The sequence below is a fragment of the Halodesulfovibrio spirochaetisodalis genome, from assembly GCF_001672295.1.
GTDB lineage: Bacteria > Desulfobacterota > Desulfovibrionia > Desulfovibrionales > Desulfovibrionaceae > Halodesulfovibrio > Halodesulfovibrio spirochaetisodalis.
The window spans coordinates 1-26520 of sequence record NZ_JXMS01000039.1 but is presented as its reverse complement, the minus strand read 5'-3'; the positions used below and the strand labels follow the sequence as shown (position 1 = coordinate 26520).

The window sequence follows — 26520 nt, the reverse complement described above, 5'->3', positions numbered from 1 at the left end:
GGCGACAGCCGATGGTCAAACTAATCTATGCAATCAAAAAGTGACCACGTCAGGAAAGAGTAGATTGGTCTTTCTTTTTTGGCTCCTTGCCGTTACCGACAGGTATTCTCCAGCCATAACGCTGGCTTGAAATATACCTGTCCCTGCTGAACCCATATCTATCTCATCCCGTTTCTTTAACTCATACTAAGTCCCAAGCTTTCTCTTCCCACGCTCCCGCGGGGGGACGGGAGATGCTAGCGCAGATCTCCCTTTCCATTCCCTCTGCGCTTTAACGCGTCACCCCATCCGTCCTCTTTCCGTCATTATTCTCGGAATATTCACGGCGGCTCGTAATGAGTCTCACGTATGTTCTCAGGCACGAAAAACAATGCCGAGAATAATGACTTCAATGCGAGGTTGGGAGTACTATATGGCTATCTTTGTTACTTCGGTGGATGAAGAGAGGAGGATTAGATGGCTACATCATCAGGCTTTGTTCTTGTTCATGGTTCATTTCATGATCACCATACGTGGCAGTTTGTGACCCCTCTTCTGGAAAAGGCAGGGCATTCAGTCGTTGCAATCGACCTGCCAGGTTCTGGTAAGTATGCGAGCTACCCTTCTTCGTATTTGTTACGTCCTATAGATTCGGAACTATTTTCCGTAGAGCCTTCTCCTAATGCTGATGTCACGCAAGAGGAGAGGACAGAAGCTGTCATATCTACCGTAAGGGAGTTGAATGCTTCGACGGGATGTAAAGCTGTACTTGTAGGACATTCCTTGGGGGGGCTGACGGCGTTACATGTTGCTGAGACTATTCCTGAAGAACTTTCTGCGGTTGTTTTTCTATCCTCGTTGCTACTATCGTATAATATGAAACCTGCTGACCTGTTAGCCCATGAATCAATGGCAAGGAGATTAGTTCCTCAATTGTACTATGGGGATTATGTAAAAACAGGTGTGATGAGGATAGATCCGAGATCTGAGGATGATCAATATCAGAAGCTGGTAAAAGAGAGTTTTTATGAAGATGTGTCGGAAGAGAGATTCAGGCAGATTCTTGCGTTTCTCTCACCTGATGAGCCAGCTCAGGTACTGTTTGTTCCATCGCCCGTTACAAAGTCTCGATTCGGTACTGTGCCAAGGTACTATATTCACTGTTTGCAGGATAAAGCGATACCAATAGAAACACAGCGGGAAGTGGTGGAGTTGATGGATACAGCAATGGAGAATGAAACGATTACATTTTCTTTGAATACCAGCCACTCTCCTTTCTATTCTAAGCCGGAAGAGTTGGCAGCGATATTGAATCAAATAGCTGATGAGAATGATTGAGTTCACGAAAAATAAAGCCGGTTGCTGTTAACAACCGGCTTTTTGATTGAGATAGTTATACGTTACTTTTGGTTAGCCGCATTTCGTAAATCCACATCCATAGCATTTGTTGCAGCCTTCCTCAAAAATAAGCTCGCTCCCGCATTCCGGGCACATTTGTTTTGAAAGACCGTTTGATGAATGAACGGATACAGAAGATTTGAGGTAGCGGTTTTCCAAAATCCACGCAATTGCATCTGGAATGGAAAGAAGTAATCCTTTTTTCTGGAATACTGGATGCTCTCCACCAATACCTTTGAGCTGACGTACAATATCGATAGGTTCGATACCAGCGCGTAATGCCAGTGACACCAGACGACCGATTGCTTCTGCTTTTGCCGTGATGGATCTTCCTGATTTACCAATGGTGGTGAAGAGTTCGAATGGCTTGCCGTCGATTTCGTTGATCGTCACGTAAAGCACGCCCAATCCGGTTTCAACTTTTTGCGTGAACCCGTAAACGACTTCTGGACGTTCTACTTTAAGACGAGCGTTTGCAGAATCTTCTTCAGGTTTTGAACCTTCAGTACAAAGAACCTGTGATTGCAGACTGCCGTCTCTATAAACAGTAACGCCTTTGCAGCCTTGTTCGTATGCCATCCAGTAAATTGTGCGGATGTCATCAACTGTTGCTTCATGAGGTACGTTTACTGTTTTGGAAACCGCATTATCCGTATACTTCTGGAAAGCTGCCTGCATTTTCAGATGATACTCTGCCTCAATGTCCATCGCGGTTACGTAAACTTTGCGTAACTCTTCAGGCAGGTAGTCTATATCTGCAATGGTGCCTTTCTCTGTAATAGCATCCATTAATTTTTCAGAATAACAACCTCGCTCCTCAAGAGCTGTTTTGAAGAACGGGTTTGTTTCAACCAGCTTGTCCCCATCCATTACGTGGCGGGCAAAGGACAGAGCAAATAACGGCTCAATGCCTGATGAGCATCCTGCAAGGATAGAGAGGGTTCCGGTTGGTGCAATAGTGGTAACGGTGGCGTTACGGTATGGGCCAAGGTCGCGTTCACCAAAAATAGAATCTTTGTAAGCAGGAAATGCACCGCGCTCTTTTGCAAGTTGTTTTGATGCCGCACGCCCTTCTGCCTGAATAAATTCCATCACCTTCTCGGCAAGATTGAGTGCTTCCTGACTGTTGTATGGGATATTCAGCTGGAAGAGCATATCAGCCCATCCCATGATGCCCAGACCGATTTTGCGGTTAGTTGTCACCATTTCAGTGATGCGATCGAGTGGGTAGCGGGAAGCATCAATAACGTTATCAAGGAAACGGACTGATAGATGCACCACATTGCGGAGTCTGTCCCAGTCAACTGAGATACCATTTTTTTCGTCCTCAGCAAGCATAATGCTGAGGTTGATAGAGCCAAGGTTGCAGGCTTCATATGGAAGTAAAGGTTGTTCTCCGCACGGGTTGGTGGATTCAATTTCGCCTAATGCAGGTGTAGGATTATCTCTGTTAATTCTATCTAAGAAAACAATACCGGGATCACCCTTTTCCCACGCTTTCTGAACAAGAATTTCAAAAACTTCACGGGCGTTCAGTGTGTTGACGACTTCCAAGTTATGAGGATCAACCAGATCGTAATCTTCGCTGTTTTCAACGGCTTTCATGAAGTCTTCTGTCAGGGCGACAGAGAAGTTGAAGTTATTAAATTCACCTTCACGTTCTTTGGCGCGAATGAATTCCATGATGTCAGGATGGTCGATGCGTAAAATACCCATGTTAGCACCGCGGCGGGTACCACCCTGCTTAATTTGCTCAGTAGCTGTATTAAAGATGCGTAGGAATGATACAGGACCTGATGCAACACCGCCGGTAGAACCAACACGTGAATCTTTCTGGCGTAATCTTGAGAAGGAAAATCCAGTGCCGCCGCCTGACTTATGAATCATGGCTGCATGTTTTACTGCATCAAAAATTTCTTCAATCGAATCACCTACAGGGAGAACAAAGCACGCTGCTAGCTGGCCGAGGGGGGTGCCTGCGTTCATCAGTGTTGGTGAGTTTGGCAAAAATTCCATATTAGCCATCATGGAGTAAAAGTCTTTCGCCAGTATTTCTGTTGAAGCTGTAGTTTTTTCGTATTTGCTTTCTTCCGCAGCAATGGCAGAAGCTACGCGCCAGAATAGTTGTGTGGCATCTTCTGTGGGATTTCCGTCAATATCTTTGCGGTAGTAACGTCTTGCCAAAACGATTTCGGCGTTTTCATTAACTGCAAGAGCCTCAATATCAGCTGGAATTTGCTGTTCGACCATGTCTGCTTACACCTTATTCTTATATTGTATGTTAATTTTAGACGAAGTTTTAATTGGTAATAGTTACTATAATAAATACCGCAAAGTTACCATATAAAAATGATAAGTTACCAACTAGTACTTCTTTTACCAAAAAAATGCCTTAAAATAAAATTGGTTGAGCTTCCAATATAGTGATGTAAAAGCAATTTTGCTATACGCCGAAAAGATGATTTACCCGAAGATATATGACCCAATTGACGGAAAGTCTGTGACCGCATAGGGTTAAACTTGGTTGCAAAACCAAACTCAGCTCATGGAAGGTAAGAATGGTAAGACAGATTTTGATTGGTATTGTTTGTGCGATTGTTTTTGCTGCTGCGTTGTCAGTGTACGGCATTTTTGATGTGCATATCGTAGCGTATGCACTGGCAATCTGGGCTGTGGCATGTATGTTCATGCGCGGGAATAACGCATTGTATATTACAGGTGCGTTTGCATTGGCCACCATTGTTGTGTGGGGCGGTGTTGCCGTGAGTGGATTGGCGGAAAAGAATGCAGCTACGCCTGAACAGTACCTGGCTGAATATAATCCTGATATGGCGTTTTATACCTTTGCGCCTGACAGAAAGGTAACAATGGAACAGGAAGCCGGCTTACTGGCGCGTATTGATCCACGCATCGAGCCGGTTAAGCGTGAGATCGTTTTTGCAACTGACAAGAACGGGCTTCGCAATTCCGAGGGTGTGAATGATCCGCAAGTATTGTTGATAGGTGGAAGTTTTGTTGTTGGTAATGGCAACACTCAGTCTGCGCTTATTAGTGATATTTTGAAGGAACAGCATAATATTGCGGCATATAACATTGCTACTCCCGGTTCTATTGACCAGCAGGCTCTTCTTGCTCTGACAATGATGAAAGAGCAGGGACTGGTCAAAAATGGTGTTCTTTTTTTATTTGAAGGGGAAGACTTTAAGCCGTTCAGCACAGAAGTGCACTATCCACTTAAACGCGTTATCAGTTACTTGAGTAATAACGAACTTGGCCGATTGTTACGTGAATACAGAGACGGCTTCTTAGCTAACAGTGCTGATAAAGCAGGCGTGGTTACATATCCTATTGGCGCCCGTAATCTTGCATTCTCTAAGGCATATATAGAAGAGGCCACTGCAGAAACGTATGAAGCTGACCCGAAATTTGAGGAGCTGCTCGCTTCTTTGAGCGACAGCGCGGGACTAATTAAAACAGTTGTTTTTATTCCGACAAAATTGCGTGTGTACGCCTCACTCGTTGGTGGTGGTGCTCCAGAAGTTCCGGAATCTCCAAAGCTTGTAGCACTACGTGCCATGGAAGCTAATCATGCGTTTAAAGTGTACGACTTAACGCCGCACCTTCAGGCTAAGGCTATAGGAGCATGGGGACAGCGTAAGGAGCTTATCTGGTGGACAGATGATGTGTACTGGAATGAATACGGTGCCGAGGTGGCTGCAGAGCTTGTTAAAGATGTAGTTGTCGGTAATATGTAGAAAAGGTGTTTTTACAGACTGTGGTGGGTGAGTAACTCTTATTTGTAAGAATACCGTATTGTTATTTTCAAAAACAAAAAAATTATAAAACCGTGTTGGTTCGCTGCAAAACAGGGGCTAATGCGGTTTTTTGTAAATAATAATAAAAAATGCTGATTTTAGCTTAATTCTATATCGGAAATGATTGACATAAACGCCTTATATCTGCATAGAATCAAAGGTATACATTACAAAGGCTTGTCTAGGGGGAGAACCATTTCGCAAGGAGGAAACTCTCATGCTGACGAAAGCTGAGTTCGTCGTCGCTCTTAAGGAAACCCTGCCGGAAGTTTTTGAAACTAAAGTTAGCGCAGAGAAAGCGTATGATGCATTTTGTAAAGTACTGACAAAAGGCGTCGTAAGTGAACAGGGTGTTCGCCTTCCTAATGTTGGTGCATTTTCTGTTTATGATCGTGCTGAACGCACCGGCCGTAACCCGCAGACCGGTCAGCCTATGACCATTCCAGCTCGTAAGGTGGTTAAGTTCTCACCAGCCAAGGCACTCATGGAAAGTGTTAACAAGTAGATTAAACCCAAAAGGTCGTCATAAAATGACGACCTTTTGACTTTTCCCTACCTTTTCCTGTATTCCATTCATATCTATTCTGATTTGCGAAAAATCATTCATTGTGTTTTTTACTGCATGTATGTGCTGTGAAAAATCATTCGTGTATTGTACATAAATAATCCTTATACAATACAGTGTGTTGTAGATTAATCACAATTTGCAGCAATGAATTGGGAAAGCATCATGGCTCCGGCTTGAGCAACATTAAGTGAATCAAAGCCGTGCGCCATAGGGATAAACAGGGACACATCAAGTCGTTTGGCTACGTTCGGACGGATTCCCTTTTCTTCGTTACCAAGAACAAGAACAGCAGGTGTGTGCAGCTTAGCTTTGTATAAGTTTTCTGCACCCTCTTTGTATTCTGCACCATAAACGAAGTAGCCCATTTTTTTTGCGAGCTCCAATGTGCGCGATAGATTGGTTGCCTTTGCTACGGCAAGTTTTCCAAGTGCACCGGCAGATGCTTTCGCAGCTGCTGCACCAAGAAACGATGCATTATGCTTAGGAACAATCATACCGCCTGCACCTATTCCGTAAATGGTACGGGCAAGGGTTCCTGCATTACCGGGATCTTGAATCTGATCCAGAACAACAACAAGCGGCAGTTCTGCTTCAAGTGCTTCTTCAAGTACTTCATCTTCAGACTTAAAGCCGGCTTCAAATATTTTTGCAATAACACCCTGATGGTTTCCATCAAAGAGCTTGTCGAGAGACTGATCTTGCACAAACGTAAAACGAATTTTGTTTTTTTTGCATGCGTCAGTGATGGTTGCGATGTCAGCTCCACGCTTTCCTTTTCGGATGAGCACGGAGTCGACTTGCTCGGGTGATGATGTCAGGCGCTCAAGAACCGGTTTTACTCCGGGAAGAATGCCATCGGTGTTTTCGTTGTAATTGTCGCTCATAATTATATATCCTGAAAAAATCGATAACTAGATGTTGAATTTATTGTAAACTGGTGATTGCCATGAACTCTTGTATAGGGTAGGTGGCATATCATTATAAGGGTGAACTACCTGTCTAAAACCAGTCTTGCAATAGCTACACCCCCGCTAAATGGAAATTAGATGCAGAAAAACTCTGATACTCACAAAATGACTTTTCGAACGATACTTCTCTCGTGTCTTGCATGCACGTTGCTTACTGCGTGTGCACCTAAGCCAAGTACGAACACTGCAACACTGCCTGTTCTTGTTCCTGAAGAGACTATAGTCGTCTCAGATCTCGCTGACCTTGAAATAAGTGGCGAACCGGCAGATGAAATTGTGGATGTTCAGGTGCCGCCTGCAGATGATTCAGAGCCATTATCCAGTGAAGAGATTGAAGCACTTGAAACCCGCCTTAATATTGATATTGAGATGGATGACAGCGATCGTAAGGTTGTTGAGAAATATTTCAAGTATTTCACGCATAGGGGCCGTAAAACATTCCAGCGTTATCTTTCACGGTGTGGAACTCTGCTTCCGCACGCGACAGAGATTTTCAAAGAAAAAGGACTGCCGGAAGAAATTGTCTATCTGGCATTTGTTGAAAGTGGATTCAATGCAAAGGCATACTCTCGTGCCGGAGCTTCCGGTGTGTGGCAGTTTATGCCGTACACAGGCAGAAAGTACGGTTTGAAACAAAACTGGTGGATTGATGAACGCCGTGATCCGTACAAATCTGCATCTGCCGCTGCTAACTATCTTCTTAAGCTGTATAACGACTTCGGGGATTGGTACCTTGCCATTGCTGCATACAATGCAGGCGAAGGTAAAATCGGTCGTGCTATGAAGAAAACCGGCGCAGAAAGCTTTTTTGAATTAACACAGAAAAACCACAAATTAAGCCGCCGCGCACGGCTGCGCACAGAAACAAAGCATTATGTTCCTAAGTTTCTTGCTGTTGTAAAAATCATGCGTAACCTTGAGAAACTTGGTTTTGAACCAATCGAAACAGTTCCATGTGAAACAGTTACGCCTGTTACCGTAAAAGGAGGCACTGACCTTCTTGCCCTTGCGAACGATCTTAACATGAACTGGAAGACTTTCTACAATATGAATACAGCGTTTCGTCGTCAGGTAAGTCCACCAGATTACGAGGCCACTGTGTATATTCCAGCTGAGAAAGCACCGCAGGCTGTTGCATTCCTTGAAAGTGACAAGTCTCGTCCTTACGCGGGCTGGATTTCCTACAAAGTGCGCAGTGGTGATTCATGGTACCGCATTGGTCGCAGACATGGTGTACCTGTCGCTGTTTTGAAGAAGGTTAATAATCGCAGAAGCAATCTTTTGAGACCGGGACAGCGTCTCATGATTCCGGGAAGCAACTCAACACAGGTCGCATGGCGCAGTCCACGCGCAAAAACTCGTGCTATTGCACAAAAACGCGGGAACTATATTGTTCAGCGTGGTGACACGTTATATGATATTTCACGTGCAACCGGTGTGAGTGTGAAAACCTTGTTATCTGCTAATGGATTGCGATCTGCTAAAAGCCTTCGTGCCGGAACCAAATTGTATATCCCTAACCAGTCTACCAAGACCATTGCCAAGAAAACGGCAGGGAAAAAAGGTAGTAAAATGGTTGCCTATCAGGTTCGAAGAGGCGAGTCAGTCTGGACCATCGCGAAAAAGTTCGGTGTGTCTTATAAAGATATTCTTCGCTGGAACCAGTTAAGCAAGCGTTCAATTCTGCGCCCTGGAGATAGCCTGACTATTTACTCCAATTAATTTGGTTTCCTTTTTCTAAAAAAAATACACGTAACTAAAAAGCCTCCGTACATTTCGGAGGCTTTTTTGCGTTGAATGGATTTTTCATTTAGTATCTATTTAAGTAATGATTTTTCTTAATAGTAATGATATCTTTTAGCGTAGGTAGCTAGAATATTTTTTAGGCACATCAGATTAAATAGCAGGAGAAGCACAATGCACACAGCTTCGCATACAGCCTTTTATAATGAGTTACTTTCTCACATTCCTAAGGAACGTATCTATAAAGACCCGTTGCAGGTTTTAGCGTATGGAACTGATGCAAGTTTCTACAGGCTTATCCCTAAGATGGTTGTGGATGCTGAGTCTGAAGACGAAGTACTGCAGATTCTAAAACTTGCTGACACGCATAGAGTGCCTGTTACGTTCCGTGCAGCTGGAACCAGCCTATCCGGTCAGGGAATTTCTGATTCGGTTCTTGTCCGTATAGGTGATGCATGGCGCAATTACCGGATTACAGAAAATGCTACACGCTTTATTGTTCAACCGGGATTGATAGGCAGTCATGCCAACAGAGCATTACTTCCTTTCGGCAGAAAGATCGGGCCTGACCCTGCTTCAATTGATAGCGCCAAAATTGGCGGTATTGTTGCAAACAACGCTTCCGGTATGTGCTGTGGGGTAGCAGAGAACAGTTACAAAACTCTCGATAGCATGCGGTTGGCTTTGTATGACGGAACATTGCTGGATACAGCATGTGAAGCCAGTAAAAAAGAATTTGAGGAAAAGCATCCTGAGATTATTAACGGGCTCGCCACGTTGCGTAATCGCGTGATGGCTGATGACGACCTGTCGCAACTCATTACGAAGAAATTCAAAATCAAGAACACAACCGGGTACAGCTTAAATGCACTGGTTGATTTTGAAGACCCGTACGAGATTCTCCAGCACTTAATGGTTGGCTCTGAAGGCACGTTAGGGTTTATTTCTGAAGTCACGTACCGGACAGTTGTAGAGCCGAAGTACAAAGCAACTACGCTTGCTATGTTCCCTTCATTGAAAGACGCTTGTTTGGCGACAATGGAGCTTAAAAAACAGCCGGTATCTGCTGTAGAGCTGATGGATGAACGTTCGCTTCGTTCTGTCAGTGACAAACCGGGAATGCCGGACTCCATCAGGAATATTGGGGCTGGAACGACATCGCTACTTATTGAAACTGCATCAAATGATCAGTTTGAACTGGAGGCGCAGATAAAGCAGATTGTAGGTTCCATTGATCATATCTCCAAACTTGAGCCTGTTGAATTCTGTCTTGATCCTATTCAGTGTGCGCAGTTCTGGGCAGTACGCAAAGGGTTGTTCCCTGCTGTTGGTGCTGTGCGTGAAACAGGTACAACCGTTATTATTGAAGATGTGGCGTTCCCGCCTGAAAGCTTTGCCGACGGTGTGGCTCGTCTTGATGAGCTGCTTAAAAAGTACAACTACGATCTTGCGATTATGTTCGGTCATGCCCTTGAAGGGAACCTGCACTTTGTATTTACTCAGGATTTCGGCATTCCATCTGAAATAGAACGCTATCAGGAATTTATGGATGATGTCTGTGAAATGGTAGCCACTGAATATAAAGGTTCACTTAAAGCTGAGCACGGTACCGGTCGTAACATGGCACCGTTTGTTGAACTGGAATGGGGGCAGAAGGCGCATACGCTGATGCGCGAGATCAAAGAGTTACTTGATCCGTACAACCTCCTTAACCCGGGTGTTATTATTAACGATGATCCGCGTGCACATTTAACCGCACTTAAGCCGTTACCGGCAGCACATGATATCGTGGATAAATGTATTGAATGTGGCTTTTGTGAACCTATTTGCCCATCAGCAAACGTTACGTTTACACCGCGCCAGCGTATTACCAGTCTGCGCGAGCTGCACAGACTTCAAAACTCTCCTTCGGAGCAGCATAAGCTGAAGAAGATGTGGGCTGAATATAATTATCTGGCCATTGATACCTGTGCGACAGACGGCTTATGTCACACCCGTTGTCCTGTTGATATCAACACAGGAAACATGATTAAAGATTTACGTTCACAGCATGCGTCATCGTTTGCAAACTCAACAGCAGATTGGGTTGGGCGTAATTTCAGTACCGTTGCTAAAGGGGTGCAGACTGCGCTCAAAGGTGCAAGCCTTGCGCATCGTCTCTTTGGTACCCGTGTTATGGATTCCGGAGCGCATGCTTTGCGTGTAGTTTCTTTGAAGAAGATTCCATTGTGGAACAAAGAAATGCCGACAAGTGCAAAGCCTATTAGTCCTGTCCCAGTGAATGACAAGAATCCTGATAAGGTTGTGTACTTCCCAAGTTGCATCAGCCGCACTATGGGACCTTCCAAGGATGACACAAACAAAACTGATATTCCGCAAAAAACTGTTCAGCTGCTGTTGAAAGCAGGATATGAAGTTCTCTTCCCGCAGGATATGCAGAATCTGTGTTGCGGACAGGCGTTTGCATCCAAAGGATTTACAGCGCAAGGTGAAGCAAAATCCAAAGAGCTTTCAGATGCTCTTCTGGAAATCTCTGAGAATGGTAAATACCCAGTGCTCTGTGATACCAGTCCTTGTCTGCACCGTATGCTGGATTACATGGACAAACGCCTCACACTCTATGACCCGATTAGGTTCTGTCTTGAATGTTTGCCTGAAAAACTGGATTTCGTGAAATTGCCGCGTAAGGTTGCCATTCACCCGACATGCACCGTGCGTGAAATGAATCTGGTAGAGCCACTTGTGGAACTGGCAAATATGTGCGCAGAGAACGTTGTGCTTCCGGACGATGTCTACTGTTGTGGATTTGCAGGCGACCGAGGTTTCTCATTCCCAGAACTGAATAAGGCAGCTTTGGCAGACCTACCAAAGCAGGTTGAAGACTGTGACGAAGCATATTCAACAAGCCGAACCTGTGAAGTGGGACTCAGCCTGCATTCAGGGCTTACATATCGTAATATTATGTATCTGGTGGACGACGCGACAGTTGAGAAAAAATAAAGCCTGCGGCGCTGTTTTTTTGAGTTTTTTGTCTCCGACGGGCAGGCGGGCGTTGCCCCCTGCACCCCCACAAGGGGACGCGTCCCCTTGACCCGAGTATACGCGTCTTCGTCCGTTGCTTGCGGCGTTGGAAGCCGCGTAACAGCTAACTTTCTGTAGCGAAAAGGCTGCCCTTCATATGAAGGGCAGCCTTATTTTTTTGAAAGGTGGTGGAGCATAAGCCGCGTGGAGCCATATTTAACGGGCTTTTTCGCAGGTAAAAGTTTTAGGAAGGGGGTCTGGGGGATAACCCTTTTCCAAAAGGGTTTCCCCCAGCCGCCGGAGGCAAATATATTTCCTAGTTAAATCCAGTCATCATCCTCTTCGATAGGCGCAAAGCCGCGTCGCATGGTGTTTTCTGTGACCACACGAGGATCGAGGAATTGGATAAGGTAGTCTGGGCCTCCTGTTTTTGAGCCCACGCCTGACATTTTGAATCCGCCGAATGGCTGACGCTCCACGAGCGCGCCTGTGTTGTTACGGTTGAGGTAGAGGTTACCAACGCGGAATTCTCTGCGGGCTTGTTCAAGATGCTCCGGTGAACGGGAGAACACGCCACCTGTAAGGGCAAAGCGGGTACCGTTTGCTATATCAAGTGCTTCATCAAAGGTTGAAGCGCGCATGACAGCAAGCACAGGGCCGAATATCTCTTCTTGTGCAATGCGGTGTTCTGGCTTGATATCTCCTACGATAGTGAGCGGAGCGTATGCGCCTTCTGCTGGAATGTCTTCGCGTTTGAGGAGGATAGTTCCTTCTTCTTCAGCTATTTTGATATAGTCCAGCACGGTCTTTTGGCAGGAAACATCTGCCAGAGGCCCCATGTAGTTTTCAGGATTTTCGGAACGGCCAATTTTTATGTCACCGCATGCGTGTACGAGGCGTTCTATGAAACGGTCATAAATCGGATCGAGCACGATGACCCGTGAACACGCGGAGCATTTTTGGCCTTGGAATGCGAAGGCGGAGTAGATTACGTGCAGTACAGCTTCATCAAGGTCAGCGTCATCATCAATGATGATGGCGTTTTTACCGCCCATTTCTGCAATGACCCTTTTGCATTGCATTTGACCCGGCTGCACTACAGAGGCTTTATTCTGGATGCGCAAGCCTACTTCCATAGAGCCTGTGAAGCAGATCATGGATACTTTCGGATGTTCAATCAGGTAGTCACCCATAACGGAGCTTCTGCCCGGGCAGTAGTTGAATACACCGTCCGGTAAGCCTGCTTCTCGGAATATTTCAACAAGGTTGTAGCCGACTCTGGAGGCGATAGAGGCCGGTTTGAATACAACAGGGTTTCCTGTGACGATTGCAGCGGAGCACATGCCTATGGCGATAGCAAACGGGAAGTTCCACGGGGAGATAACTGCTGCAACACCTTTGGGCTGGTAGAAAAGTTGGTTATGTTCACCTGGGGCACGTCCCATTCTGCGTGGTTTATCCAGACGCAGCATTTCGCGTGCGTAGTATTCAAGGAAGTCGATACCTTCGCCCACATCGTGGTATGCCTGATCCCACTGTTTACCGATTTCCAGTACTTGCCATGCAGAAAGTTCATATTGACGTTCACGAGCCAGCTCAGCGGCGCGCATAAGGCATTCTGCGCGTTCCTTGGCTGGAGTGTCGCGCCATGTTTGAAATGCGGTGTCCGCAGCTTCGAGAGCAGCGTCGATTTCAGCAGTACCTGCCTGACAAACATCTGCAAGCTTTTCGGAATAGTCAGCTGGGTTTGTTGTCGGTATTACATCATCTGTCTGCACGTCTTTACCGTTGATAAAGAGTGGAATTCGACCACCGGCAGTTTCACGTATTTTCGCAATGGCTGCTGGGAAAGCGGTGCGGCATTCAGGGATAGTGAAATCGATCATTGCGTCATTTTTAAATGGTGGATGACCGTCCACAAGTGTTTCCGGCTTCGGTGCCGGACGTGCATCAAGCTCGCGCTTCAGTGTGATTTCTGGATTTTCTAGAAGTCTGGCAACTTCGGCTCCGTCTGCAAAGGACTGGCGCAGGAAGGATTCGTTTGCAGTGTTTTCCAGCAGGCGACGGACAAGATAGGCCATGCCAGGGATAATATCACCATACGGGCAGTAAAGACGTACGCGGCCTGCAACGTTGAGAAGGCCTTTACGCACAGGTTCTGCCATTCCGTAGAGGACTTGGAATTCGTACCGCTCTTCAGGGACGTTCATGGCTTTTGCCATCTCCATTGTAGCGGCAATGGAGCGGATGTTATGGGAACCACAGGCAAAGTATACTATGTCGTGGTTTTTCAGCAGGATTTTAGTGATCCGTTCAAACGCAATGTCTGATTCAGGCTTGTGCATCCATACTGGGAAATCCCAGTTGTTTTGTTTTGCCAGTACGGATTCCATGTCCCAGTAAGCGCCTTTTACCAGACGAACGGCAATTGGAAGCTGTTCTGTTCGTGCCCAGTTTACAAGCTGTTCTGCGTCGTGCTCTGTGCAGCGCAGGTAGGCTTGCAATACAATGGAAAGATGAGGGTAATGACGGAACTCTTGGGCACTGCGCAAACGGCGGAAGAGCTCAAGTGTGATTTCGCGATATTTGAGTGACTCCATGTCGATGCACAGGAAGCCGCCCATTTCCATTACCTTGCGATAGATAGGTTCGAGGCGTTTGTAGATTCCCTGTACTGAGCCTTCAATGTCGACAGGTTTTGCCTGAGAATAGAGTGCGGAAGGCTTAATGGATACATTGACTTTCGGAGTAAAGCCCCAGTCCATGTTTGAATCGCCGCCTGCTCCAGCATGGGCTTTCCATTTGGCCTGTTCTTCTGCGATTGCATCAAGCACTTCAAGGTAGCCGTCACGATAGGCGTCTGCTTCTTCTTCGCTTACTGTTGCCTCGCCAAGCAGGTCTACCGTAAAGGTGAATCCTTCTTTACGCAGCTTGGCAAGCCCTTTGACAGCTTCTTTGGTGTTCTGGCCGACAATAAACTGGCGTCCCATGTTCTCGATGTTGGAGCGTATGGTTTTTTCCATAATTTTAGCAGTAAGCTTACCACCAAAGCTGGCTTTACCGGCACCCCATTTAAGAACCGAAGGGACTTCATGGTCATCACCTGAGAAGTATTCGCGAATATGACGGGACAATGACTCCGAAGTGTTCAGATACGGAAATACGTCTACAAAACGGAAGAGTTGAACTTTAAAGTCTTCATTCTTCATTGCCCAGTCCATAACCTTACCGGTCCACCATCCTTTATTGAAAATAGACGGTGCTTCGCCACTGATGCTTGTGAAGAACTCTTTGCCACGCTCAACAATCTTCGCCTCTAGCTGTGTATCCATTCAGGCCTCCTGAAGTGTACAAGTTGTCAATCGATAGATTTTTCACTCTGTAATGGTCAAAATCGTATTATCTTCCACCTTTATTTTATGTATAATTATGAACAACGTTGTACAGCCTTAGCAAAATAGTGGCAAGCATCCGCTCGAAATTACAATATAATCCTTTTGTGAACGTGGTATATGTAGGAGAAGGGTATTGTTTGTGTGAACAATTTTATGCAGTGGCATCGTTATTTTTATTGGTGACGCTACAGTGAAACAGCATAAAAAAAGCGGTGTGCAAAAGCACACCGCTTTGGAATACAACTCTATATTGACCGTATTACAGTACAGATACATGACTGTAGTAGTGCAATGTCTGGAAACAATGCATGGTATGAGAAGTGGCAAGAAGTTTATTTATTGCGGTATACAATCCGCCCCCTGGTAAGATCGTATGGAGAAAGCTCCACTTTAACCGTATCGCCGGGGAGAATGCGGATATAAAACTTACGCATTTTACCGGAAATATGAGCAAGAACGACGTGTCCGTTGCTCAACTCTACTTTAAACATTGCGTTCGGCAACGCTTCCTGCACAACGCCATCAACTTCAATGGCTTCTTCCTTAGCCATGATTCCTCCAAATAAAACAGTTGCTAAAGAGAATTTTTGTAAGCAAAAATTCTTGTTATTGTTACTATGCGTGGATAGCGACAAATAGACCGTGCTGTCAATGGGGCGAACGGCTTTAACTTGTTTGCAACGTTATTATTTTCTGTCGGTAGGATATTCGTTTCGTTTATATGCCAAGGTAAGCAGATATACTCCGAATAATACCATAGGAACACATAATAGCATGCCCATGGTCAGCCAGTTAAAGGCAATAAAGCCTAATTGTGCATCAGGCTCGCGGAAGAATTCGACAGTAAAACGGAATGTTGCGTAGCAAATAAGAAACAGACCGGATACTGCGCGGGTTGGTCGGGGTTTAGCAGAAAAGCCCCATAGAATAACAAAAAAGAGAACGCCCTCAAGGGCTGCTTCGTATAATTGTGAAGGGTGGCGCGGCAGCGGGCCACCACCGGGAAAGATCATACCTACAGGGGCATCTGTTGTTCTTCCCCAGAGCTCACCATTGATGAAGTTGCCGATTCTTCCGAAGAACAATCCCGGGGGAACCATAGGGGCAAAAAAGTCACCCACCTCAAAAAGGGTCATGTTGTGTTTGCGGCCAAAAAGTACAAAGCAAATGATGACACCAAGCAACCCGCCATGAAACGACATTCCGCCATTCCATATTGCAAATAACTGCTCGGGGTTTGAAAGGTAGAACGGCAGATCGTAGAAAAGTATATAGCCGAGCCTGCCACCTAGCACTACGCCAAGCACGCAGAATGTCACTAAGTCATCAACCATTTCAGCGGTCCAGATATTCGTCGGCTTGGAAGCGCGGTACCTGCCCAGCATCCATGCTGCAATAAATCCGAAAAGGTACATAAGGCCGTACCAGTGCACACTGATAGGGCCGATAGAAAAGACCGTCGGGTCTATAGTTGGGTATGTTAGCATATATATCTCCGTAACAGTATAGTGATCTACTGGTCGAGTTTTATTGCGTCAATCCTTTTGCCACGTTCTGTGGCACCTGCCAACATTGGCGGTATAATTCAATAGGCTATTTTTTTGTGAAAAGCAGAAAAAAACGGCGAATATCGGCATCCGAGCGTTTAGGAATACTTTTTGATTGAGTGATCAGTATATTACAGGTTTCATAATCAATTTTTACCGCCGCCTGCAAGGAGAGTCGTATATGAAAGGTGTAAGTAATTCAGTCAGAATAACTGGTCCCTCTGTTGGTGAATCACCTAAAGAAATTTCTAAGAAAGCGCCAGTGAAAGGAGCGCTGAACGGCCGTACTCTGGCAGGCGGGAAAGACAGGGCAGGGAAACCGTTATGGGTTCCACCGCGTTCAAAGTCTGAGAAAACTCTCGAGCAGGTTGCTGTATGGAATACGCCATCAAAGAGCGAACGTGAGATAACGGCAAATAATACAGGAAATATTCGACCTGCTTCCATGCCTTCATTGTTGGCAAAAGATGCAGAAAATGACGGTTGGATGTCAGACTCCGACTTTAAAAAAGCAAAAGCCTTTGTACAGCATATTAATGTGAAATACGGCGAACAGGTGGCAAAGGTGGTAGCCAGAAATATTCTGGAAACGGCGGATGATAAGAAATTTACCCCATCAAGAGCGGAAAGGATGGAAGGGGCGGCAGGGTTGCTTCATAGCCGCATTCAAAAGGAAAAAAATGAGTTTGTTGCCAGCAAGCGTGAACAGATTAAAACCTTCTATGAACAACATGGCATAGACACCTCAAATAAAAATGTCAGTCTTTATGCTGAACGAGCAGTGGAAAAGGCGGTTTTTGCGGATAAACCATTATCGGGAAATCGCCGCAAGGTGATTAATGATCAGTTACGTGCGTTGCTGGCAGGATCCACTGGTAATCCGTTAGCGTCTTCAAGGCATCAGGGAGCACCTCCGTTACTCAACGGCCCTATGGCATCAGGTGAAGTTTCTATGGAGGATTCCGCGCAGTTTGCAGAAATGGTTCAACGGTATGCAAGTCGGTTGTGTTCCAAAATTTCTGATAGTTCTGATAAGCCCAGTTGTAAAAATGCGTTGGAAGCCCTCGTGTGGAAGTGTGACGAGTTGCGAAGTGGCATTTCTCGCAGCAATGGTTCATCAGAGTGGGCTGATATTCGGGCAGATCTGGATAGTCTGCTGTCTATGAAAGGTCCGGAAGTTACAGAGTACCAACGTGAAACACTGAGTGTTTTGCGAGCCCGCGTTAATGAGAAGGCTCTTGTTTCAGTCTGCGAAGATTTTAAAAGCACGTTACGTGAACAGCTGAAAGGGCTTGATGATAATGGAGCTGTTAAGAAAGCACATGTAGGTTTTGCTCTTGGTGTATCCGGTGGATTTGCCGATTTACTCGAATTTGGCGGGGCTGAATTGCGTGTTGGCTATGATGTGAGTTTCTCTAATGACGGGTATGGAATCAATGAGGAGAAAGGCGCATCCGGTGGGCTGATACTGTATGCAGGTGATAAAAAGCTTGCCCGGGCAGTTGCGGATTCAAAAGCTGTGCAATCAACTGTCCGTACATATGCTAACGTCGACGAGTTGATAGATTTTCATGCAAATGATCTTTATGCGGTGTTATTACCACTTTCTTTAGGGAATCATAAAGGGACGCAACTGGTTCAGGAACATCAGAAGGGCATGGCTGCAAGAGCTGCAGATCGGGATGTTGTTTATGATCGGTTGGCTCAGCAGGGCATATTAACATCAAGAACCACGTTATCATCGGCTGAATTTTCCAAGAAAATGCCGGCTGAAAGCCATGTGCGCATGTACGTAGATACATTGGCTGTTGCTGGTAATAAAACAACAGATTCAGTTTCTCATGTGACGGTGAAGCTTCCGAGAGCATTACAGGCACATGTGAAATCGCATCCGGAAACAATTCAGCAGGCAAAGGAGTCGTATTTTATAACGGAAGGTGAGTCTGATGTGTATGGTTCAGTACGGGATAAAGTAAACGACTATCTGACCCATTTTAAAGAAATGGATTCAATGCTGGGGCAGCAAACCAATGCACATGTTCAGAACTATCTGGAGCTGACACGGGCAGAACTCCAGCAGGATGTTGCTTATTTTTGTAGCAATATCGCTGAAAGTGAGTTGGCCGCGTTAGAAATGTATACCCATGTGGTTAACTTGCAGGACAGTGAACTTACTCAGAGCAAAGATGCTTCTGTGCAAGACGGGTTGCGCGAACTGAAACATTCAATGGAACAGGCTAAGGGAGCAAGTGGTCGTGCTGAGTACATGAGAGCAGCTTTGTTTTTATCTGAATCGCTTGGTCAGCTACAGCCATTGCTTGATGTAAATCAGGGCAGGGACGCATTGCATGCACTTGAAAGTTTGCGTTCAAAAGTGATTAATCCGGGAATGTTTATTCCGCATAGTGAAAAGAATAATGCATTATTACAGCATGTAGATGAAACAAATGCGAAAATCTCAATGCATAAAGATGAGGCTGTGATTTCAATCCCTAAATCCACCCATAGCTTTACAGTAGCGTCTACCAGAACAATGAAAGAAGATTTGAGTCCTGACAGAGACGGAGTCACTAACCAGATAGAAGTTACTGTTCCCTTTGGAAGTATTAGAGAATCATTTGTTACAGCATTGGATACCCAGTTTTTGGCAAAACATGGAATATCTATTTCAGAACTTGCACAGGAAATGGGAGTGGCTACAGTAGGTGGCAAACCTGTTCAGGCGGAAGATATTGCAATTCACCTTGCTAACTTGGCAGAGCAGGCAGGTGACCTCAAGAGTAAGGAAAAGGTTCGTTTTGATCTGAATTTGATTAACCAGAATGACAAGTGGCGTATGGGATATCTTGGGGTGATGCAAGATACGGATTATCATGCCGAACCGTCTAAAGGCATTTCTGTAGGGCCGGGAATTTCTGTGAAGCCTAAATTGGAACTTGGTGTTGCTGGCAGTTCGCAAAAAGCAATACAACTAGGCACAGAAACACTCCACTATATTAAAAGCAGGTACACTTCGTTTAAAAATATGGATAAGGCCGATAGTCGCTGGAAAGAGTTTACCACTCGGCATGAAACAGAATTTAAACGACTGCTGCTGGGGATGAAAGAGCCGGACAGCCAAGTGAGGACGGAAGCCGCAGAAATGCTCGATAAAGCAAAGTCCTTAGGTATACTGGCAGAAAAAGGGCTCAGTCGTACTCGTTTCTTGCAGCGTCTGGATAATTCTGCACGCACGTTTTCAGCGTCTGGTTCAGATAAAGATTTCCAGCATGCCTTACGCAATGTTTCAGAATTACTCGCTGTTAACAGCGAGGTATATGCTCATGAAATGAATGAGCTTATAAATGCGCAAATCAACAATCCAGCTGAAATCCATAGATAAAAACGTGGTTCTATAAATTATCCCGGGGTATTTGTTTCTCCGGGATACAATACGTTTGTAGAACGCTGCAGATCGTATCCGCCAAGTTTTTCTGCATAGGCAATAACGTTTGGATGACGAAGCAGGCTGATGAAATTCTGAATACTTTTTTCAAAGTATTGCGATTTTGGGATAATAAGATCGTATCGTTCCCACTGTACGGGGATAAAATCTAGGTTAAGCGCCTGAGCAACCGCACGGATTCCAAGTCCTGCATCAGCAGTACCGTTGAGTACTTCAAAGCCGACATCAATATGGCGGGCAACGCAGTTATCGTAGCCGGGAATAATCTTGCTTTCTGCACCTGCTGCTGCAAGCTCGGCATCAAACAGTAGCCGTGTACCTGTTCCTTCAGGACGGTTCACAACGGTTACGTTGCCTGCAGCAATGCTTTTGGTTCCGGTAAGCTTTTTGGGATTACCTTTGGCAACAATGTATCCCTGCTCTCTGAAGCAGACATTCACCACGGCGGGCGGTTCCTGCATCTCATTTTCAGTGAAGGAGAAATTGTAGTCGCTTTCATCCCTGTCCATGAGGTGGCTGGTGGCTATATGTGCCGCACCTGCGTGTACTGCACGAATTCCTCCCAGACTTCCTAAGTTGCAAAATGCTGCATAGGCGCCGTCATGCTCCTGCATATACATCTTCATAACGTAATCAATGAGCATGTCATTGCTTCCGGCAATGATGAGCGTTTGCTCCATGGAGGAAGGAGCAGGAGTATATTCAGGAAAATTAACTGTTCGGGATTCTACCCACTGTTCCACAAGATGTGCCGGAAACAGCCATTTTCCAGTAGCTTTGGTTGCTGGCAATTGTTTTTCTGAGATAAGCGTGTAGATCATCTTTTCATTTACACCAAGGTACTGTGCAACTTCTTTTGTGGATAGCAGCTTTTTCATGGGTCTTCCTCCGCAGTGATTATCATGAGACTGTAGATGAGGTGAGGTCAGAAAATCAACCCGCGGGCTATTTTTCTCCGTATGATGTTTTATATTGCGGGGAAGTTTGCTATGAGCTGACTTGCATACTGCAAACTATTAAGGTATTGCCTCTTGCCTTCTTGTGTATTCTATAGATTGAAGGCACTACCTTCCGCAGACTTCTGTCATTGTCTGCTTAATTTTGAATACCAAGTATGCAGGCGGAGTTATCTTCCGCTATCTTATATTTTCGGAAACAATCATGACTGCTAAAATCGCACTTATCGGACGCCCAAATGTGGGTAAGTCCACTCTGTTTAACAGACTCATTCGTAGCAACCGCGCTATTACGCATGACCGTCCGGGCGTGACCCGTGACCGTATGGAAGGCTTTGTACGCCGTGACGGTGATGAATGGACCATTATTGACACCGGTGGTGTAACTCTGGATGAAAACCAGATTACCGCCGCACAGGGGCCAAACGAACTCCGCGGCTTTGAAGAAGAAATTCTGCGCGGTGTAACCGAAGCTATTGAAGAGTGTGCAGCCCTTTGTCTTGTTGTGGATGGTCGCGACGGACTGCTTCCATTTGACCGCCGCCTTGCGACATATGCACGTAAAACTGGCTTGCCTGTTTTATTGGCTGTGAACAAGGTAGATGGTGCTGAACTGGAAGAAGAGTACACAGCAGAGTTTCATGAGCTTGGTTTCCCGATGGTCGCTATTTCCGGCGAACACGGTTTCCAGATGCGTACATTTGAGATGATGCTTCGCGATATGCTTCCGCAAGAGGAAGATGAGGAGTTTGCAGCTCCTGATGAATACAAGCAGCTTGGTCTGAAGATCGCAATGCTCGGTCGTCCGAATGCGGGTAAATCTTCCCTTATTAACGCACTGACCAAGTCGCAGCGCATGATTGTTTCAGATGTTGCGGGAACAACCCGTGACTCTGTTGATATTACCTATGAGATTAATGAGAAGCTGTATACGTTTGTAGACACCGCAGGTATCCGCAGACGTACTAAGATTACAGACACTGTTGAGCGCTACTCTGTAAACTCTTCCATTAAGTCCAGTACAAAAGCAAACGTGACATTGCTTGTGATTGACGGACAGGAAGGTGTTACTTCACAGGATAAACGTCTGCTGAAGCTTCTTGATGAGCGTAAAACTCCGTTTATGGTGCTCATCAACAAAACAGATCTTGTTGAGCCTAAGCAGATGCAGGAAGTGCGTAAGCAATACCAGCATGAGCTCGCGTACTGCGGACATGTTCCGGTTATTCATGTTTCTGCGCATACACGTATGGGGCTGAAACAGATTCTCCCACTTGCAGAACAGATCTGGCAGGAGTGTGCTGTCCGTATTCCAACAAGCATGCTTAACCGCACGCTGGAAGAAGTTGTTACCAAGCACCAGCCACCTGTTGTTAAGCGAGTACGTCCGAAGTTTTTCTACATGACGCAGGCAGAGACACTGCCTCCGACATTTGTATTTTTCTGTAACGACCATGAGCGTCTTAAAGAACACTATATCCGGTATCTGGAAAAAGCTGTTCGTAAGTCTTTTAAAATTGCGCATGCGCCAATCAGGCTTAAGTTCCGTTCCAGTCACTCCAAGCGTAGTTTTCCAAAGAAAAAGAAGAAAAAGAGATAAATAAAAGCCCGCACAACTGTGCGGGCTTTTTTGTTTGTTATGCAACGTTGTTGCTGCCTTTTTTATCTTTCAGCGCATCCATATGGCGTATAATTTCGTTGTACTCGATACCCGCTTCAAGGGTCAGGGTATATGGGTCAACGTATTGATTATGTAGCGCGTGTTCTTGGCTGATAAATAAAATGACCCGTGATGGCTTCAGTTTTTCAGCCTTTTCCATTTCTCGTAATTTTTTCATGAACCAGAAACTATCCAGTGTGATTAGCCCCGTGTTGAGTAAGATAATTTCGGGCTGGTACAGCTGGCGGGCATCAACGCCTTTCGATACATCTTCAACTTGTGCCGTAACGTATCCTTGCTGGTGCAGGTGGCGTTGCAATTGGGTGCTGTTAGGCGATTTGGGAGCGATAATAAGTACCATGTCCGGACTGTATGCTTCATCCGCGACGGTATAGTGCTCCACAGTCGGAAGTAGCTTTTTACATAATCTTGCAAGCAGTTCGTTTACCATTACAGGCTTGCGAAGGGCCTCAATCTTTGGATGCATGTATGTCGGTTCCCAGTAGGAATGAGTTACTGTGTACAGCGTCGCTGTCAGCATCTCACAGTATTTGTTTATTTCTTCTTCTGAAACGACTTCGAATGCACAGTCACAGCTTATTATGGCGTCATATTTGTCTTGCCCTTCAATCACTTTGGCACAATACCCTTCTTCAAGTGGACAGAATGTGCAGGTTGCACCAAGCCTGCTCAGAGCTTTTCCGATGAAATTGATGGTGTTGTGTTGGCAGTAGGTCAGCAGAATTGAACGGCCTTCCAGAATAGTATGCAGGTCTTCCCGCAATGGTTGGCGTGGAGAAAGACCAACTTCAAGGGCGAAGACATGTGCTTCCGAAGTGGTAACGTGCTGCACCAGATCAATGGAAAACATTTTTATCATGCGTTCAATAATCGCCAAGGTAAGCTGTTGTCCCTTTTCTCCATAGTATTCAGGCTGAGGCAGCGTGCCGCTCTCCAGCATGTCTGGGTTATCTTCGTGAGAAGTCTTCTGTCCGCATGCTTCAAAGAGTACTTTTACACGACCGTTTAAGACTTCCCCTGCTGTGACAGTCAGGGTGACTGTTCCGCCGTGCACCCTTTTAGCAGCTATGTTTACTAGATTACTAAGAATTCTAAGAGATTTTGAGAAGTCAAACCAGGCTTCTTGAGGGACTGCAGGGTCGAGGTAAATACAGATGTCTGATTGCATCTGGATTGCACGGGAGTGAGTGGAGGCATGTACTTGCTTGAGGAGCGTTTCCAGTTCAAACGTAGTTCGTTCAAAGAACATGTTACCTGTTTCCAGCATAGCGAAGTCTCTGATGTTGGAGATAAGCTCGGAAAGCAGTTCATTATGAAACTGCAGGTTTTCCATGTGCCTTTGCTGTGTTGTGGAAGGCTGGGTTTCACTGAGTAGAATAAGGGACTGGCTCAGTGCTTCGGCAAGCGGCTCTATTTCCTGGGTTAACCCCATGTAGAAGTGGTGACGTTCTTTTGTCATTCGTTCAGCAGAGTTCTTTGCTCTTTGCAGTCCCTGTTCTGTCAGCACATGTTTTGTGATGTTGGTGAGCATAAAGACGAGGGTAGAATGTTCGGCATACCGTAGGTGTTTTATGACAGTTTCAACATGCTGTGAGCGTTTTCGTACAGAATTGAGTCGCAGGCGTGCTTGGAAAACGCTATTTGTTTCCATTGTATTGTTGATAGATTGCCGGACGTGAGCCATGCCGGTGATAACGCGTAATTGGTCTACGGATGCAAAGATCTCTTTTACGGAGAGTCCGAACAGATTCTTTTTTGATCCACCTAGCAGTGTTGTCAGTTCGTCATTCCATTCAAGAATGACTCCCTCAAGGTCGCAGATGATAAAAGCAGTTGTGCATGCTTCGAATAGCGCTGTGTGTCGTTTATACTCCTCACTTTGAATGAGTGAATCGCAGAAATTGATGACGTGCTTTGCTCCGCTCTGTATCTCTTGAATAGAGGTGGATTCTACAAGCTCCACCATGTGCTGTCTGTCTTTTTTTGAATTGCCGGTGAACTGGGTAAGGCCAAGCAGTGATCGGGTTCCCCGTTTAGCAATGGCCAAGGCAAACCAAAAAGCAATAATACAGCTTGGCAGACAAATCATAATCCATGTGAGAAATGAGTCAGTGAGATTTGGAGATAGCAGGCAGGTATAGGCATGGAGATACAGGCGGTTCATCCCAATGGGGATAACAATGTGCTTATCTTTAAACAGGCAGGAAAGTGGCATGGTCTGCATGGCGTTTTGAAGCAACGTGATGGAGTCCGTAATCCTTGTTCCTGTAAGCATGTCAGTGAAGTTATTATTTTCCTGAATCAGGATGCTGTAGGAGTCTGTGTCAAAATCAACTGATTTAGTGAATGAATTAAAAGAAAAGATGTTTCCAAGAATTCCGACAATGGCTCCTTCAACTCGCAGAGCATGTGTGACACAGATTAAGTATTGTCCTGACGTCCCCCTGTATATGGAGAAGCTGGGGGATGCCAGAGAATGCCGCAGGACTGCTTTGACATCGGTTGTAGTCTGTCCAAAGGAAAATATCTTGTTTGATTTGACCGACTGCACAAAGTAAACTTGCTGGTTATCAAATTTGCGTATGGAGCTTATCCACTTCAATATGCGCTGCTCATCATCCATTGCTAATGCGCTGAGAAGGTTGTTGTCCTGAGAAAGGTATTGGACAATGATCTGGCGCTCTTCAATTTCATTATTTAAATGCATACTGAGCAGTTTAGACTCTTCAATCCCCTTTTTAATGAAGTCCTGATAGTAATATGACGCTTGCATGTAATAGCTGGTGCAAATGAATATTGTGGAAAAAACAATAAGAACGAGAGCTATGACTGCGCTCAGCCAACAGTATATAGGGCGTTTTTTCTTGAAAAAATGGTTTGTCACCTTCTGAAAAGGGTACTGCATAGAGAAAGCTACTCCTTAGGATTCGTAAGGTGCTGGTTAGTACACATTTCTGTTTTACGGTATTAGAGATGGGGCGCATGAAGAGAAGGCAAAGGCATTTCTTCATGAAATGCTTTTTTTATATTGGGTAGAGGGCGTTGGGGGAAAAGTACTGAGCCTCAACGGTTTTGCAGAAATTGGTCTAACCATCCGTCACGTTGTGGAAAAAAGAATGCAGAAAAATTAAAAAAGGTGTTGACGAAGGAGGTCAAAAACCATAGAACCGCCTTCCTCGCTGCGGAAAAGCAGTTTTCCAAAGCGGGGCAGTTCATTTCCAGATCGGTAAAACCTGAGTCGTCAGACGCTTCGAAAAAAGTTTTTTAAAAAACTTTCAAAAAGAGTTTGACAGCGGAAAGAGGAAAGCATAGACACTCCCTCCACGCCGCGAGACAAGGGTTTGTCGGACAGCTTGAGAAAATAAATTTTCAAAAAGTTGTTGACAGCTTAGCGGCAGGGTGGCATAAACGCCAACTCGACGCGAGGCACCAAACGCCGAGCGGAGCTTGTTAAAAGCTCTTTGACAATTAAATAGCGAATCGGATTGATTTAGAGATCAGCTAGCGTCATCTGCTGCTTATGCAGTGGATGTCACAATACAGAATTATTAAACTGGAGAGTTTGATTCTGGCTCAGATTGAACGCTGGCGGCGTGCCTAACACATGCAAGTCGAACGCGAAAGTCTCTTCGGAGATGAGTAGAGTGGCGCACGGGTGAGTAACGCGTGGATTATCTACCTACTGGTACGGGACAACAGTTGGAAACGACTGCTAATACCGTATACGCTGGTAACGGGAAAGGGGGCCTCTTCTTGAAAGCTCTCGCCAGTAGATGAGTCCGCGTTTCATTAGCTAGACGGTGGGGTAACGGCCTACCGTGGCAACGATGAATAGCAGGCCTGAGAGGGTGGCCTGCCACACTGGGACTGGAACACGGCCCAGACTCCTACGGGAGGCAGCAGTGGGGAATATTGCGCAATGGACGAAAGTCTGACGCAGCGACGCCGCGTGGAGGATGAAGGTTTTCGGATCGTAAACTCCTGTCAAGAGGGAAGAAACCTAT

At 45.6% G+C, this 26520-nt stretch carries 14 protein-coding genes and 1 rRNA gene; 8 read left to right on the top strand and 7 right to left on the bottom strand.

The annotated features are described in order from the left end of the window. The first annotated feature begins 456 nt into the window (after positions 1-456). Positions 457-1317 (top strand): alpha/beta fold hydrolase, encoded by an 861-nt coding sequence (locus tag SP90_RS15865; RefSeq protein ID WP_066858678.1) that lies wholly within the window; start codon positions 457-459, stop codon positions 1315-1317. A gap of 72 nt (positions 1318-1389) precedes the next feature. On the opposite strand, the gene SP90_RS15860 is transcribed toward SP90_RS15865, so the two are convergent. After that, a complete protein-coding gene (locus SP90_RS15860; RefSeq protein WP_066858675.1) occupies positions 1390-3627 on the bottom strand; it encodes a vitamin B12-dependent ribonucleotide reductase in 2238 nt (745 codons plus the stop codon). A 308-nt stretch (positions 3628-3935) separates the two neighbouring features. On the opposite strand from SP90_RS15860, the gene SP90_RS15855 reads away from it, so the two are divergent. Further along, positions 3936-5132 carry a hypothetical protein gene (locus SP90_RS15855; RefSeq protein ID WP_066858672.1) on the top strand — a complete coding sequence of 399 codons (1197 nt, stop codon included), beginning with the start codon at positions 3936-3938 and terminating at the stop codon, positions 5130-5132. 277 nt (positions 5133-5409) lie between these two features. Next, positions 5410-5697, top strand: coding sequence for an HU family DNA-binding protein (locus tag SP90_RS15850; protein WP_066858669.1), 288 nt, complete (start codon positions 5410-5412; stop codon positions 5695-5697). Between the two features lie 188 nt (positions 5698-5885). Here the strand turns inward: SP90_RS15850 and rlmB are convergent, their stop codons facing one another. Beyond that, positions 5886-6644 (bottom strand): 23S rRNA (guanosine(2251)-2'-O)-methyltransferase RlmB, encoded by a 759-nt coding sequence (gene rlmB / locus SP90_RS15845; RefSeq protein ID WP_066858666.1) that lies wholly within the window; start codon positions 6642-6644, stop codon positions 5886-5888. Between the two features lie 162 nt (positions 6645-6806). Between rlmB and SP90_RS15840 the strand changes: the two genes are divergently transcribed. After that, on the top strand, positions 6807-8450 hold the full coding sequence (locus SP90_RS15840) for a LysM peptidoglycan-binding domain-containing protein (RefSeq protein WP_082936501.1): 1644 nt from the start codon (positions 6807-6809) through the stop codon (positions 8448-8450). Positions 8451-8645: 195 nt separating this feature from the next. Further along, positions 8646-11471: an FAD-binding and (Fe-S)-binding domain-containing protein gene (locus SP90_RS15835; protein WP_066858663.1), complete on the top strand. Its 2826-nt coding sequence runs from the start codon at positions 8646-8648 to the stop codon at positions 11469-11471. Positions 11472-11812: 341 nt separating this feature from the next. Here the strand turns inward: SP90_RS15835 and pruA are convergent, their stop codons facing one another. The 3 genes from pruA to lgt form a co-directional block, all read right to left on the bottom strand. Beyond that, a complete protein-coding gene (pruA, locus tag SP90_RS15830; protein ID WP_066858660.1) occupies positions 11813-14824 on the bottom strand; it encodes an L-glutamate gamma-semialdehyde dehydrogenase in 3012 nt (1003 codons plus the stop codon). A gap of 395 nt (positions 14825-15219) precedes the next feature. Next, positions 15220-15438, bottom strand: coding sequence for a translation initiation factor IF-1 (infA, locus tag SP90_RS15825; protein ID WP_066858657.1), 219 nt, complete (start codon positions 15436-15438; stop codon positions 15220-15222). A 135-nt stretch (positions 15439-15573) separates the two neighbouring features. Continuing rightward, positions 15574-16374 carry a prolipoprotein diacylglyceryl transferase gene (lgt, locus tag SP90_RS15820; RefSeq protein ID WP_066858654.1) on the bottom strand — a complete coding sequence of 267 codons (801 nt, stop codon included), beginning with the start codon at positions 16372-16374 and terminating at the stop codon, positions 15574-15576. Positions 16375-16615: 241 nt separating this feature from the next. Here lgt and SP90_RS15815 point away from each other — a divergent pair, with 241 nt between their 5' ends. Beyond that, positions 16616-19816, top strand: coding sequence for a hypothetical protein (locus SP90_RS15815; protein WP_066858651.1), 3201 nt, complete (start codon positions 16616-16618; stop codon positions 19814-19816). A gap of 17 nt (positions 19817-19833) precedes the next feature. Here the strand turns inward: SP90_RS15815 and SP90_RS15810 are convergent, their stop codons facing one another. Continuing rightward, positions 19834-20757 carry a helix-turn-helix transcriptional regulator gene (locus tag SP90_RS15810; protein ID WP_066858647.1) on the bottom strand — a complete coding sequence of 308 codons (924 nt, stop codon included), beginning with the start codon at positions 20755-20757 and terminating at the stop codon, positions 19834-19836. A gap of 283 nt (positions 20758-21040) precedes the next feature. On the opposite strand from SP90_RS15810, the gene der reads away from it, so the two are divergent. After that, positions 21041-22435 (top strand): ribosome biogenesis GTPase Der, encoded by a 1395-nt coding sequence (gene der, locus SP90_RS15805; protein WP_066858644.1) that lies wholly within the window; start codon positions 21041-21043, stop codon positions 22433-22435. Between the two features lie 37 nt (positions 22436-22472). Here the strand turns inward: der and SP90_RS15800 are convergent, their stop codons facing one another. Beyond that, positions 22473-25289, bottom strand: coding sequence for a PAS domain S-box protein (locus tag SP90_RS15800; protein WP_197498816.1), 2817 nt, complete (start codon positions 25287-25289; stop codon positions 22473-22475). 777 nt (positions 25290-26066) lie between these two features. Between SP90_RS15800 and SP90_RS15795 the strand changes: the two genes are divergently transcribed. Beyond that, positions 26067-26520 (top strand): 16S ribosomal RNA (locus tag SP90_RS15795); the annotation flags it as partial.

Excerpts from the sequence above, each read along its gene's own strand:
- SP90_RS15865 (WP_066858678.1), top strand. The coding sequence starts at position 457 with ATGGCTACATCATCAGGCTTTGTTCTTGTTCATGGTTCATTTCATGAT.
- SP90_RS15860 (WP_066858675.1), bottom strand. The coding sequence starts at position 3,627 with ATGGTCGAACAGCAAATTCCAGCTGATATTGAGGCTCTTGCAGTTAAT.
- SP90_RS15855 (WP_066858672.1), top strand. The coding sequence starts at position 3,936 with ATGGTAAGACAGATTTTGATTGGTATTGTTTGTGCGATTGTTTTTGCT.
- SP90_RS15850 (WP_066858669.1), top strand. The coding sequence starts at position 5,410 with ATGCTGACGAAAGCTGAGTTCGTCGTCGCTCTTAAGGAAACCCTGCCG.
- rlmB (WP_066858666.1), bottom strand. The coding sequence starts at position 6,644 with ATGAGCGACAATTACAACGAAAACACCGATGGCATTCTTCCCGGAGTA.
- SP90_RS15840 (WP_082936501.1), top strand. The coding sequence starts at position 6,807 with ATGCAGAAAAACTCTGATACTCACAAAATGACTTTTCGAACGATACTT.
- SP90_RS15835 (WP_066858663.1), top strand. The coding sequence starts at position 8,646 with ATGCACACAGCTTCGCATACAGCCTTTTATAATGAGTTACTTTCTCAC.
- pruA (WP_066858660.1), bottom strand. The coding sequence starts at position 14,824 with ATGGATACACAGCTAGAGGCGAAGATTGTTGAGCGTGGCAAAGAGTTC.
- infA (WP_066858657.1), bottom strand. The coding sequence starts at position 15,438 with ATGGCTAAGGAAGAAGCCATTGAAGTTGATGGCGTTGTGCAGGAAGCG.
- lgt (WP_066858654.1), bottom strand. The coding sequence starts at position 16,374 with ATGCTAACATACCCAACTATAGACCCGACGGTCTTTTCTATCGGCCCT.
- SP90_RS15815 (WP_066858651.1), top strand. The coding sequence starts at position 16,616 with ATGAAAGGTGTAAGTAATTCAGTCAGAATAACTGGTCCCTCTGTTGGT.
- SP90_RS15810 (WP_066858647.1), bottom strand. The coding sequence starts at position 20,757 with ATGAAAAAGCTGCTATCCACAAAAGAAGTTGCACAGTACCTTGGTGTA.
- der (WP_066858644.1), top strand. The coding sequence starts at position 21,041 with ATGACTGCTAAAATCGCACTTATCGGACGCCCAAATGTGGGTAAGTCC.
- SP90_RS15800 (WP_197498816.1), bottom strand. The coding sequence starts at position 25,289 with ATGCAAGCGTCATATTACTATCAGGACTTCATTAAAAAGGGGATTGAA.